The sequence below is a fragment of the Streptomyces sp. NPDC048370 genome (genome assembly GCF_043200825.1).
In the GTDB taxonomy this organism is placed as follows: domain Bacteria; phylum Actinomycetota; class Actinomycetes; order Streptomycetales; family Streptomycetaceae; genus Streptomyces.
This window is the reverse complement of record NZ_JBICYI010000009.1, coordinates 62,752-74,995: the sequence shown is the minus strand read 5'-3', so window position 1 is coordinate 74,995 and position 12,244 is coordinate 62,752. Positions and strand designations below refer to the sequence as shown.

The 12,244-nt window shown below is 73.5% G+C and carries 8 protein-coding genes; 5 read left to right on the top strand and 3 right to left on the bottom strand.

What is annotated here, in order from left to right; genetic code table 11:
• Positions 1 to 45 precede the first annotated feature (45 nt).
• Complete coding sequence (locus tag ACGFYP_RS20535) at positions 46 to 777, bottom strand: response regulator transcription factor (protein WP_393495763.1); 732 nt, start codon at positions 775 to 777, stop codon at positions 46 to 48.
• 106 nt (positions 778 to 883) lie between these two features.
• Between ACGFYP_RS20535 and ACGFYP_RS20530 the strand changes: the two genes are divergently transcribed.
• Positions 884 to 2,215: a hydrolytic protein gene (locus ACGFYP_RS20530; protein WP_393495760.1), complete on the top strand. Its 1,332-nt coding sequence runs from the start codon at positions 884 to 886 to the stop codon at positions 2,213 to 2,215.
• A gap of 227 nt (positions 2,216 to 2,442) precedes the next feature.
• On the opposite strand, the gene ACGFYP_RS20525 is transcribed toward ACGFYP_RS20530, so the two are convergent.
• Positions 2,443 to 5,538: a BTAD domain-containing putative transcriptional regulator gene (locus ACGFYP_RS20525; protein WP_393495267.1), complete on the bottom strand. Its 3,096-nt coding sequence runs from the start codon at positions 5,536 to 5,538 to the stop codon at positions 2,443 to 2,445.
• A 240-nt stretch (positions 5,539 to 5,778) separates the two neighbouring features.
• On the opposite strand from ACGFYP_RS20525, the gene ACGFYP_RS20520 reads away from it, so the two are divergent.
• Positions 5,779 to 6,594 (top strand): hypothetical protein, encoded by an 816-nt coding sequence (locus ACGFYP_RS20520; protein WP_393495264.1) that lies wholly within the window; start codon positions 5,779 to 5,781, stop codon positions 6,592 to 6,594.
• A 346-nt stretch (positions 6,595 to 6,940) separates the two neighbouring features.
• Here ACGFYP_RS20520 and ACGFYP_RS20515 read toward each other — a convergent pair whose 3' ends face one another.
• Positions 6,941 to 8,023: a Ku protein gene (locus ACGFYP_RS20515; protein ID WP_393495261.1), complete on the bottom strand. Its 1,083-nt coding sequence runs from the start codon at positions 8,021 to 8,023 to the stop codon at positions 6,941 to 6,943.
• A gap of 89 nt (positions 8,024 to 8,112) precedes the next feature.
• Here ACGFYP_RS20515 and ligD point away from each other — a divergent pair, with 89 nt between their 5' ends.
• The 3 genes from ligD (at position 8,113) to ACGFYP_RS20500 (ending at position 12,233) form a co-directional block, all read left to right on the top strand.
• Positions 8,113 to 8,997: a non-homologous end-joining DNA ligase gene (gene ligD / locus ACGFYP_RS20510; protein WP_393495258.1), complete on the top strand. Its 885-nt coding sequence runs from the start codon at positions 8,113 to 8,115 to the stop codon at positions 8,995 to 8,997.
• A complete protein-coding gene (locus ACGFYP_RS20505; protein WP_393495255.1) occupies positions 8,994 to 9,899 on the top strand; it encodes a DNA ligase in 906 nt (301 codons plus the stop codon). Before ligD ends, ACGFYP_RS20505 begins: the two co-directional genes overlap by 4 nt.
• A 195-nt stretch (positions 9,900 to 10,094) precedes the next feature.
• Positions 10,095 to 12,233, top strand: a complete 2,139-nt coding sequence (locus tag ACGFYP_RS20500) for a HEAT repeat domain-containing protein (protein WP_393495252.1) — start codon at positions 10,095 to 10,097, stop codon at positions 12,231 to 12,233.
• Positions 12,234 to 12,244: the final 11 nt, after the last annotated feature.

The following is a 12,244-nucleotide window of genomic DNA, read 5'->3' as shown; positions in this document are numbered from 1 at the left end:
CGCGCCGGGGGAAGCGTCCGCTGCTCTTTCGGGCACCCGAGGGGGTCATATGAGTCCGTGCCGCAGCGCGTACCCCACCGCGTGGGCGCGGTTGCGCAGTTGCAGTCGGGTGGTGACCTCGTGGAGCACGTTCTTGACGGTGCGTTCGGAGTACGAGGTCTTCTGCGCGATCTCCACGGTGTCGAAACCCTCGGACACCAGCCGGAGCATGTCGGCCTCACGCGTCGTCAGGGTGGAGAGGGTGAGCCCCCGTGGGTCGAGGACGGTCCGCTGCAGGCTGCTGACGTGGGCCAGGAGCTTGCCGAGCAGGTCGCCGGGGAGCACGCCCTCGCCCTTCGCGAGGGCGGTGACCAGGTGGACCAGCCGGTCCTGGTCCGCCTCGGCGCGGCGCAGCACGGCGGCGACCGAGCACTCGATCATCGTCTGCAGGGCGCCCGCCTCGAAGCGTCCGACGACGAGCCCGGTGCTCGTGGAGGTGTTGCGCTGGAGGCGGCGCAGCAGTTGCACGGTGGAGTCGTCGACCGTGTCCACCACCACCAGGGTGGCCCGCGCCTTGTCGGCCTCGGCCTCGGGGAGCAGCTCCACCTCGGGCCGTCGTCGTAGTTGTTCGATGATCCCCGCCTGCAGGATCAGGTCTTCGGCGTAGACCGAGACCGACACCCTGGAATCGCACTGATCGCTCTTCGTCATGTCTTCCCACCCGTTTCTCGTCGTCCGCCGGCCGGTTGGTGTTCGGCCGGCGGGTGGTTCAGTTCCGGCGCCCGACCGCGCGCCGATGGTCCTTGGGGGCAGCCGCGCTGCCCGTCCGTTGGCCCCCGCGCCCCTGGAGAAGGGCGAGTTGGGGACCTAGGTTCCGAGCGTGACCACATCTGCCGAACTCGATATGCCGACCGTGACGGTCTCGCCCGGCGGCGAGGCGACGACCACCCTGAACGTCCGTAACGACAGCGACATCGTCGAGGCGTACACGTTCACGGTGGTCGGTGACTGTGCCGCGTGGAGCACCGTCGAGCCGGCCCGCCTCTCGCTGTATCCCGGCACCTCGGAGACGGTGACGGTACGGCTCTCCCCGCCGCGCTCCTCCGAGGTCCGCGCCGGGGAGAAGCCGCTCGGTGTGCGCGTCCTGCCCGTGGAACACCCCGAGAACGTGGTGGTCCCGGAGACCACGGTGCGTGTGGAGGCGTTCCACGAGGTCCGCCAGGAGCTGGCGCCCCGGCGGCGGCGCGGCTGGCTCGGCGCGCGCTACCGGATCGCCCTGCGGAACCAGGGCAACACCCCGGTCTCCCTCGCGCTCGCCGCCCGGCAGGCCGGCGAGGAGCTGACCCTGCGCACCACTCCGCAGCGACGACGCCTTGAACCCGGTGAGACCGCCGAGGTCGGGCTGAAGGCGCGGGTCCGCTCGCTGGTCTGGTTCGGCGAGCCGGTGAGCTGGCCCTTCGAGATCGAGGTCGCCGACGCCCCGGAGACCGAGGGGTCCGGCGGGTCCGGCGGGGAGTCGTTGAAGAGCGACCGGGAGCCTCCCGCCGCGCAGACGGCGGTGCCGCCCGCGCCGCCGGCCGCTCCTGGTGTCGTCGAGGGCGAGTTCGTCCAACTGCCCATCCTGCCCAAGTGGTTGCTGATCCTGCTCGCGCTGATCATGGCGCTGCTCGTCGCCTGGTTCGCGCTGGTCAGGCCGGCGGTGCGCAGCGCCGCGAAGGAGGCCGCCACCACCGCGCAGCGCGAGGAGGCCGCGAAGCAGGACAAGGCCAAGGCGGAGGAGCAGGCCAAGCCCAAGCCCACCCCCAAGCCCGACGGGCAGGGAGACGGTTCCGGCGGGGACGGCGGGGGCGGTACGGGACCGGGCGGCACCGGCCGGGGTCAGCAGAGCTCGGCCACGATCGACGTCCAGGCGGGCGCCGGTGGCAAGAAGGTGGGGACGTACCAGGTGCCCCAGGGCAAGGTGTTCGGGATCACCGACATCGTCGTGGCGAACTTCCAGGGCGACGAGGGTGTCATCACCATCTCGTTCGGCGAGCGGAAGATCACCACGATCGCCCTCGAGACGTTCCGCAACCAGGACTACCACTGGGTCACCCCCATCGACATCCCCGAGAACTCGACCGTGACCGCGGAGGTGACCTGCGCCAAGCCGGGCACGCCCGCCACCGGACAGCAGGCCTCCGGTTGCCACGAAGTGCTGAACGTCAGCGGAGTGCTCCGCGACCTCCGACCGTAGAAACAGATCAGAGCGAAGTTTTGTTCGACGATCCGACGACGGAAAGCCCGGAACCGTGGAGTCGACCGGAATGGACCGCCCAAATCGGTCTCCGGTGTGCGCATCGGAAATCACCGCGGCTTGATTCCTTCCCTGGCCACGGCATGTTCCCCTCTGCTTCCCCGGTCGGTTCGGGGCAGCAGAGTAGGCAGGGCCCAGTGCCGAAAAAGTGACGTCTCCCTGATACGTCATCGGGGGCCGCCGACCATGTCGTCGGCGGCCGCCCGGGAGACCGGACGCGCGAGCCGTTCCCGCACCTGTCGGGCGTCCGGATGCCCCAAGTGCTCGAAGAGCTCGGCGGCTTCGCGCCAGGCGACGACCGCGGAGGCCGCGTCGCCCGCGCCCTCGTGACTGTCGCCGATGTGCGTGAGGGTGTCGGCCTGCAGGCTGAGGTCACCGAGGTCGCGGTAGAGGTCCAGCGCCTTCTCGTACGCGGCGAGGGCCTCGGGGAACTCGCCCCGGTGGTGCCGGGCGTAGCCGACGCTGTCCCAGGCCGCCGCCTCGCCGTTGCGGTTCCCGTTCCCCTGGTGCAGGACGACCGCCTTGCCGCAGTCGTCCAGCGCCTGCTCGTAGGCGCCGGTGAGGATACGGGTCCAGCCGATCTCGTTGAGGACGGCCGCCGTTCCCGTGCGGTGCCCGGACCCCTCGTAGAGGGCGGACGCCAGCCGGTAGTGGTCCAGGGCCCGCGTGTGATCTCCCCTCGCGTTGCTGAGGAAGGCCAGGTTCCGGTGGGCGGTCGCCTGCCCGTCCGGGTCACCGGCGGCGGTGAAGCCGTCCAGCGCCCGCGAGAGCGTGTCGTGGGACTCCTCGTACCGGCCCAGCCTGCAGTACGCGAACCCCAGGGCGCGCAGCGCGTACGCCTGGCCCGTGGCGTCGCCGTCCGACCGGGCGGCCCGCAGGGCCAGTTCCTGGATGCGCCGCTGCTCCTCCCAGCGGCCGGCCCGGTCGAGAAAGAGCTCCAGGGTCGCGGCGAGGCGCCAGCAGAGGCCGTCGGGAAGGCCGACGGCCTCGGGATCGCCGGCGGTGTCGGCTTCGGGGTCGCCGTCGGAACCGCCGTCGGGGTCGCCGGAGCCGTCCGCGGCCGCCCGCTCGACGGCGGCGAGCAGCACCTGACGCTGCCGGTGCAGCCACTGCGCCGCCTGCCGCTCCCCGGTCAGCACCTCCGGCACGACGCCCTCGCCCGGCGGCAGCAGGGGGACGCGGTCGCGGTACGGGGCGAGGAGGGCGTCGGCCGCCTGGACGCTGTGCAGATGGTGCTCGGCCAGGCGGCGTCGGGCCCGGGCCCGGGCGGCCTCGTCGTCCCGTTCGAGGCTCAGCTCCTCGGCGTACGCGCGCAGCAGCTCGTGGCAGGAGAAGCGGCCCGGCGCGTCCTCCGTCAGCAGGTGGCTGTCGAGGAGTTCGCCGATCTGGCGGCGGGCGTCCCTGACGGGCACGCCCGCGAGGCTCGCGGCGGCGGGCACGGAGAGCTCCGGGCCCGCGTGCGCGCCGCCGAGCAGCCGGAACAGGCGGGCGGCGGCGGGGCTGAGGGCGCGGTAGGACCAGGAGAAGACGCTCCGGGCGTCGGCGCTCGCGTCGCTGCTGGTGAAGGAGTCGAGACTGCCCCGGGTGGCGCGCAGTTCCTCGGCGACCGCCTCCAGGGTGAACCGGGGGTTGAGCAGGGCGCGCGCGCCGACGATGGCGAGGGCGAGCGGCAGGTACCCGCACAGTTCGATGATGGACTCGGCGGCCGCGGGCTCGGCCGCGACCCGCTCCTCGCCCAGGCGCCGGGTCAGGAACTCGATGCCCTCGGCACGGGAGAGCACCTCCAGGCCGATGAAGCGCACGGTGTGGGTGACGACCAGGCCGTCGAGGCGGTGCCGGCTGGTGACGAGCGTCAGACAGTCGGGGGCGCCCGGGAGCAGCGGGCGTACCTGCTCGGAGTCGCGGGCGTTGTCCAGCAGGATCAGGAGCCTGCGGGGTGCGAGGAGGCTGCGGTAGAAGGCCGGGAGCGCCTCGGGGCTCTCGGGGACCCGCTGGGGCGGGACGCCGAGCGCGGAGACGACCTCGCGCATGACGTCGGGGGCGGCGAGCGGCGCCATGGTGGGGTGGAAGCCGCGGAGGTTCACGTAGAGCTGGCCGTCGGGGAAGCGGTGCGCCACCTGATGGGCCCAGTGGACGGCGAGCGTGGTCTTGCCGACACCGGCCATGCCGCTGATCGCGGCGATGGCGGGGGCGGAGCCCGAGGCTGGGGCCGGGGCGGGGGCGGGATGCCCGGCTTTCCCGGTGTCCCCGTCCCCGTCCGCGTCCGTGTCCCCGACCGCGTCCAGCAGCGCCCGGGAGAGGTCCAGCTCGGTCCTTCGCCCCGCGAAGGTGGCGATGTCGGAGGGCAGTTGGGCGGGGAGGAGCTGCGGGGCGGCCGGCCGTAAGGTCGTACGGTCCTGCTCACCGTCCCCGCCCCCTGCCGCGCCCCCGTCCCCGGACCCGGCTCCGGCCCCGGCCCCGGCGGCGCGCTCGACCGGTGCGCCGGGCGCGCCGGGCAGGACCACGGGGACGGTCTGCCGCAGGACCCGCTCGTGCGCCGCGCGCAGCTCGGGACCCGGGTCGACGCCGAGCTCCCCCGCAAGGCGGGAGCGGACCGACCGGTGGACGGCCAGGGCCTCGGCCTGCCAGCCGAGCGCGGCGAGCACGGTGATCAGGCGGGCGTGCAGGGCCTCGTCGAACGGGTAGTGGTGGCCCGCCTGGTGGAGCAGGGCGAGGACGCGCTCGCCGTGGGCGTGGTCCGTCGCGAGGGCGGCGTCGGCGGCCTCCTTGACGGTGGCCAGGTACTCGTGGTTGAGCGCCGTGAACAGCGGGTGCGCGGCGACGCTCGGGGCCAGCCCTGTGCCGGCGGGGCCGCCCCACATCCCGAGCGCGTCGACCAGGAGATCCACGCCCCGCGCTCGGTCGCCGGCCGCCGTGGCCCGCCGGGCGTCCTCGCGCAGAGCACGGAAGTGCAGCAGGTCCAGCTCGCCCGCGTCGACCCGCAGCCGGTAGCCGCCGGCCCCGCGCAGCAGCCGCCGGGCGTCCGCGCGGCTGGGCAGCTCGGGTTCCAGGAGTCTGCGGAGCGCGCCGACATGGCGGTGGACCACGTTGACCGCGCTGCCCGGCGGCTCCTCCCACAGGGCGTCGATCACCTCCTGCGGGGTCAGGAGCTGTCCCGCCCTGGCCAACAGCAGGGCCAGCAGGGCCTGTTGCTTCGGGGGCCCCAGGGCGAGCTCGGCGTCCCCCCGCCATACCCGCACCGGCCCCAGGATCCGGTAGTGCATGCTGTCGCCTCACCTCTCGGCGGTGCCGGCGGCCCGTGACGGGTCCTGCCGCGCACCGGTCGCGCCGGGCTGTCGGCTCCGGCCGCGAAATCGCTGCTCGCACCGGCTTTCGCACCGGTGTTCGCCCACGCTATGCGGCGGAGCACGTGGATCCACATGGTCGGATGCGCGGCGTTTCCGTCACGTAATCTTTGGCGATCCGGCCAGCCGGAGGCTGAGCGGAAGCAGAGGGGATCACACATGGGAACGCTTCTTTACGTCACCGACCTCGGCTATCAGGCGCGCGGGCGGCGGTACTGCGACGAGGACATCTGGCTCTCGGGGCGGCTGCGCGAGGAGTTCGAGGTCGCCCTCTGCCATCCGCTCGACGCGGCCGGGCTCATGCACCGCTTCGACGCCGTCGTCGTCCGCAACAGCGGTCCCGTCCTGCACTACCAGGAGGCGTACGACGCGTTCACGCGCGAGGCCCGCGAGGGCGGGGTGCGGGTCTTCAACTCGCTGACCGGGAAGGGAGACATGGCCGGAAAGGACTACCTCCTCCAGCTGTCGAGGGAGGGATTTCCGGTCATTCCCACGGCGGGGCGCCGCGAGGAGTTCGACCGGCTGCCGGAGGCCGCGGAGTACGTGGTGAAGCCGCTCCTGGGCGCGGACTCGGTCGGTCTGCGCTTCGTGGAGCGGGCGCGGCTCGGGGAGGTGGACCCGGCCGGGATGCTCGTACAGCCGCGGATCGAGTTCGCTTACGAGGTCTCGTTCTACTTCGTGGGGCGCGCCTTCCAGTACGCGCTGTACGCGCCCGACCCGGAGGCCCGCTGGGTCCTCCGGCGGTACGAACCGACCGCCGCCGCCCTGGAGTTCGCGCAGCGGTTCGTGGACTGGAACGACCTGGCGCACGGCATCCAGCGGGTGGACGCCTGCCGGGCGCCGGGCGGGGAGCTGCTGCTCGTGGAGCTGGAGGACCTCAATCCGTACCTCTCGCTCGACCTGACGGGGGAGGCCGAGCGGGAGGGCTTCGTCGCGGCGATGAAGACGTCGCTGCGGGAGCTGCTGAAGGGCTAGGGCGTGTTTCGAAAGTAGCGCCGTCTGCCCGAAGGGCAGGCCTGGCGGCGTCTGGTGCGTGCGATCGCAAGGCGGAGGGTCGCCCCGATACTGGATGTATCGGGGTGATCCCGACAACGCGGCGAGCGTGCGTGCCAGGCGTCGCCAGTCAGGCGGGACTTTCGAAACACGCCCTAGGGACTGTCCGGCGGATCAGGGCCGGATAGGACGCGGCGTCTGGTGCGGTGCATCGCAAGGCGCCGGAGCGTCCTGATAGCGGAGCTATTCGGGCGTTTCGGCAACGCGGCGAGGTGCCGTGCCAGGCGCCGTGGCCCCGGCCCTGATCCGCCGGACAGCCCCTAGGGCCTCACGCCGAGCGCTTGCGCGGCGTCGCCTTCTTGGCGGAGGCCTTCTTCGCGGTCGACTTCGTCGCGGACTTCTTCGCAGTGGTCTTCGCAGTGGTCTTCTTCGCCGTCGTCTCCTTGGCCGTCGTCTCCTTGGCCGTCGTCTCCTTGGCGGCCGTCCTCGACGTCGACTTGCGGGCCGGGGCGGCCGTCTTCTTCGCGGCCGTCTTCGCCGTGGACTTCCGCGCCCCGGTCTCCTTCGGGGTGCGCGGCGCGCTCTTGCGGGACGTCAGTTCGGTGACCTCGGCGACGCCGCCGCCCTCCCCGCGTGCCTCCTTCGCCGCGCGGACGCTGCTCTCCAGGGCCGCCATCAGGTCGATGACCTGGCCGCCGCCCTCCGCCTCCGGCTCCGGGGGCGCCACCGCCGCGCCGCCCTCCGCCTTGGCGGCGATCATCCGCTCGACCGCCTCCCGGTAGTCGTCGTGCAGGGTGCTGATGTCGACCTCGCCGAGGGTGGCCATCAGGGCGTCCGCCAGGTCGAGTTCGGCCTCCCGCACCGAGACGGGGGACTCCGGCGCCACCCCCTCGGGCGCCCGGATCTCGTCCGGCCAGAGCAGCCCGTGCATGGCGATCACGTCGTCGACGACCCGGAGCATCCCGAGCCGCTCCCGCCCCCGCAGCGCGTACTTGGCGACGGCCACCTTGTCGCTCCGCTTGAGGGCCTCCCGGAGCAGGGTGTACGGCTTGGCGGCCGGCACGCCGCTCGCGGAGAGGTAGTACGCGGCGTCCATCTGGAGCGGGTCGATCTCCCCGGCCGGCACGAAGGCCACGATCTCGATCGTCTTGGCCGTCGGCAGCGGCAGCGCCGCCAGGTCCTCGTCCGTGATCGGGATCATGGTCCCGTCGGACTCCTCGTAGGCCTTGCCGATCTCCGCCTGGGAGACCTCCTCGCCGTCCAGCTCGCACACCTTGCGGTAGCGGATGCGGCCGCCGTCGGCCTCGTGGATCTGGCGGAAGGACACGGACCGGCTCTCGGTGGCGTTCACCAGCTTGATCGGGATGCTGACCAGGCCGAAGGATATGGCGCCGTTCCAGATGGATCGCACGTTTCATCCCTTTCAAAGGTCTCAGCCGCACTTCATACGCTTCTGTACGTACTTGTATGCAACCGCCGGATTCGTGGGATTCTCATCGTATGACGCCCATCACGGAGGTGGAGGGGCGGCGCCTCCCGCTGAGCAATCTGGACAAGGTCCTCCACCCGGCCACCGGCACCACCAAGGGCGAGCTGCTGCACTACTACGCCACCGTCGGGGCCGCGATCCTGCCCCATCTGCGGGACCGGCCGGTGTCCTTCCTGCGCTATCCGGACGGCCCCGAAGGGCAGCTCTTCTTCACCAAGAACCCGCCGCCCGGCACGCCCGCCTGGGTGAAGACGACCCCGGTCCCCCGCTCCGACGAGCCGCGCGCCCGGCAGGTCATGATCCAGGACCTCGCCTCGCTGATGTGGGCGGCGAACCTGGTCGTGGAGTTCCACACCCCGCAGTGGCGGGCCGACTCCCCCGCCGTCGCCGACCGCCTCGTCCTCGACCTCGACCCCGGGCCGCCCGCGACCGTCGTGGAGTGCTGCCGGGTGGCGACCTGGCTGCGCGAGCGGCTCGCGGAGGACGGCCTGGAGGCCTTCGCCAAGACCTCGGGCGCCAAGGGCCTGCACCTGCTCGTCCCGCTGGCGCCGACCCCGTCCGAGCAGGTCTCGGCGTACGCGAAGGAGCTGGCCGTCCGGGCCGAGGCGGACCACCCCGCCCTCGTCGTCCACCGCATGGCGCGGGCCCTGCGCCCCGGCAAGGTCTTCGTCGACTTCAGCCAGAACGCGGCCGCCAAGACCACCGCGACCCCCTACACCCTGCGCGCCCGCGCCCGGCCGGCCGTCTCCGCTCCGGTGACCTGGGAGGAGGTCGAGGCGTGCGACGCGCCCGAACGGCTCGTGCTTCTGATGGACGACATCGCGCCACGTCTGGAGCGGTACGGGGAGCTGCTCGGGCCGCTCCTCGACCCGGACCGGGCCGGGTCCCTGCCATGAGCCAGGCCCCCGCGACCGGCCCCGTCCTGCGGCCGCCCGTCGACGTGATGCGCCCCCGCCCGGCCGACGAGATCCCGGCGCAGGGGAGCACACCAGGGGGGTTCCAGTACTCCCTCAAGCTGGACGGATTCCGCGCCCTCGCCTTCGTCCTGGAGGAGCGGAGGGTCGTTCTCCAGTCGCGTTCGCACCGGGACCTCGCCCCGGAGTTCCCCGAGATCGCGGCGCATCTGGGCGACCGTCTTCCGGCCGGTCTCGTCCTGGACGGGGAGCTGTGCGCGTACCGGGACGGGCGACTGAGCTTCACCGATCTGCTCCGCTCGCCGGGCGACCGCAGGCGGGCGGGCGTACCGGTCTCGTACATCGCCTTCGACGTGCTCGCCGTCCCCGGCAGGGACGTCCGGCCCCTGCCGCTCGCCGAGCGCTGGCGGCTCCTCGGCACGGCCCTGGAGGAGATCGGTCCGCCCGTGCAGCGAGTTCTCGCGACGGTGGACGAGGAGACCGCGCGCGACTGGTTCCGGGATCTTCGGGAGGTGGGCGTCGAGGGGGTCGTGGCGAAGGCGCTGCGCTCCTCGTACCGGGCGGGCGAGACGTGGTCCTGGCGGAAGGTGCGGCACGCGGACACCCTCGACGGCACGCTTCTGGGCCTGGTCGGCCCGGTGGACCGGCCCCGCGCGCTCCTGGTCCGACTGCCCGACGACCGTACGGTGACGACCTCGCCCAGGCTCACTCCGACGCAGGCCCGCGAGGTCGCCGCCCTGGCCGCCGACCGCCTCGGGGAGGCCGTGACCCACCCCGAGCACGGTCCGGTGACGCTGCTCGCCGACCCGCTCCCGGTGGAGCTGCTGCAGCTGTCGGGGCGGCAGGAGACCGCCCGCTTCGTGCGCGTACGGTCCGACGGCTAGGGACGGCCCCCGGGACGCCGGGAGGGCACCTCGCGGGCGCCCCGGCGGGCAACTGCGGGCGCCGTCGCCGCGGATGGCGCGATTCGAGCGGCCCGAGGGCCCTTCCGAGACCGCGTCCGGTCAGCGGGTCCTTGTTCACGGTGTGGTGGTGCACACTTGCGTCCTGGTACAGCTCACGGGGAAGGCGGCGGCCGCATGCTGACGGGGATCGAGGAGGTCGACTGGGCCTCGTTGGGGCACGCCTACGGCCCGGCCGACGATGTACCGGGGATGCTGCGCGGACTCGCCTCGTCCGACCCCGCCGAACGGGAGCTCGCCCTCGACGGGATGTACGGCGCGGTGCACCACCAGGGCGACGTGTACGACTCGACGCTCGCCTGCATCCCCTTCCTGCTGGAACTGGTCGCCGACCCCGAGGTCCAGGACCGGGGCGGCATCGTGGAGTTGCTGACCAGTATCGGCGGGATCGATCTGAGCGGCGAGGAGGAGCTCGACGAACTCGACGCGGACGACGAGGAGTTCATCCCCGCCGCGAACTACGCGATGGCCGCTGCCGCCGTCGCGGCGGGCGCCGACGTCTTCCTCGGTCTGGTCGGCGACCCGGACCCCGAGGTCCGGCTTGCGGCCCCCTGCGCGCTCGCCTCTCTCCACCCCGACCCCGCCCGTGTGCTGACCCTGCTGCGGGAGCGGCTGACCGTCGAGCGCGACACGGAGGTGCGGCTCGCGCTCGTGGAGGCCGTGGGGCGGATCGCGCGGCGGCACGAGTCGCTGCGCGACGAGACCGTCGACTGGCTCGGCTGGCTGACCCGCGCGGCCCAGGCGCCCGGGCTTCGGCTCGCGGCGCTCGCGCAGCTGGCCCGGTGCGCGCCGACCGAGGTCCCTGACGACGTGGTGGAGCGGGTGACGCTCCTCCTCGACGAGGTGCGGACCGCGCCGCCGGAGACGGACGCCCGGCCGGGCGCGTCCGGTGCGGCCGGGCAGGTCCGCGAGCTCTTCGAGGAGCGCTCGACCGGTCGCCCGACGCCGTGGACCGACGAGCTGATGCGGACCCTGCACACCGCGCTCGACGACCGCGTCGAGGAGCGGACCGCGCTGATCCTCGCCCAGCTGCGCAGCCCCGACCGGTGCCAGCGCCTGGACGCGATCTGGCTGTGCGGGGGGCTGATACGGGTCTGGCGCGGCCGGTACGAGGAGGTCGTGCGGCTGGTCGGGGCGCAGCTCGCCGACCCCGAGCCGAGGCTGCGCGAGGCGGCCACCTCGTTCCTCGAAGGCCTCTTCGAGCTGACCGCCCCGGCGACGGACGCCCTCGCGGCGCGGCTCGCCCGCCGCCCCGAGAGACCGGAGCGGCCGGAGTGGGCAGAACGGCCGGAGGGCCCGCCCGGGGCGCCGGACGGGCGCGCCAGGGCGCTGCTCGCCCTCGCCCGCTCCGGGGACGCCCGGGCCGTACCGCTGCTCGCCCGCGCCCTGGTGGAACCGGACGTACGGCGGGATCTGCTGTACGCGGTGCCCACCCTGGGCCCCGCGGCCGCGCCGCTCGCGCCGCTGCTGCGCCGCAGGCTGGCCCGGGTCGATCTCGACGACCGGCTCTACGAGCACGCGGCGCCGCTGCTCTTCGCCCTGGCCTCGGTCCGGGGTGTGCAGGCGGTGCCCGAGGTGCTGCGGGTGCTGCGCGGGGCGCCGCCGAACCGGCGGGACTGGGTGCAGGAGGCGGCGCTGACGACCCTCGCCGCCTTCGGGCCCGCCGCGCGGGCGGTGATCCCGGACGCGCGGGCGCTCCTGGAGAGCGAGGCGGCGGCGGTCTCCGCGCAGGCGGCGCTCACGCTGTGGTCGGTCGAGGGCGACCGCGAAGCCGTGCTGCCGACCCTCGCGGGCTGGCTGGGCCCTGACGCGACGGCGCCGGACCGGTGTGCGGCGGCGCGTGCCCTCGGCACGATCGGCCCGGCGGCGGCGCGCAGCGCGCCGGCCCTGCTCCCCGGTCTCGCCTGCCGTGACCTGTGGGTACGGGTGCGGAGTGCGGCGGCCCTGTGGCGGGTGTCCGGGGACACGGAGGCGACGCTCCCGGTGCTGCTCGCGGCCTGGGAGGAGAACCGGCACGCGCGCGTGGACATCGCGGAGTGCCTGGCGGAGATGGGTCCCGCGGCGGCGGGGGCGCGCTGGGTGATCCGTACGGAGCTGGACCGGCGGCGGCGTCACAACGTGCGGGAGTCCGGCTACAGCAGCCATGACGTCCATGAGGACGAGAAGCTGCTGACCTTCTGCCGGGCGGCGCTCGACCGGATGGACCGACAGAAACCAGGGGGCCGGGAGGCCAGGGGCCAGGGGGCCGGGCTGTGACGGCTTCGTCG

Bases quoted from the DNA above. Each gene is read 5' to 3' on its own strand.
- ACGFYP_RS20525 (WP_393495267.1), bottom strand. From the start codon at position 5,538: ATGCACTACCGGATCCTGGGGCCGGTGCGGGTATGGCGGGGGGACGCC.
- ACGFYP_RS20520 (WP_393495264.1), top strand. From the start codon at position 5,779: ATGGGAACGCTTCTTTACGTCACCGACCTCGGCTATCAGGCGCGCGGG.
- ACGFYP_RS20505 (WP_393495255.1), top strand. From the start codon at position 8,994: ATGAGCCAGGCCCCCGCGACCGGCCCCGTCCTGCGGCCGCCCGTCGAC.
- ACGFYP_RS20530 (WP_393495760.1), top strand. From the start codon at position 884: ATGCCGACCGTGACGGTCTCGCCCGGCGGCGAGGCGACGACCACCCTG.
- ACGFYP_RS20500 (WP_393495252.1), top strand. From the start codon at position 10,095: ATGCTGACGGGGATCGAGGAGGTCGACTGGGCCTCGTTGGGGCACGCC.
- ligD (WP_393495258.1), top strand. From the start codon at position 8,113: ATGACGCCCATCACGGAGGTGGAGGGGCGGCGCCTCCCGCTGAGCAAT.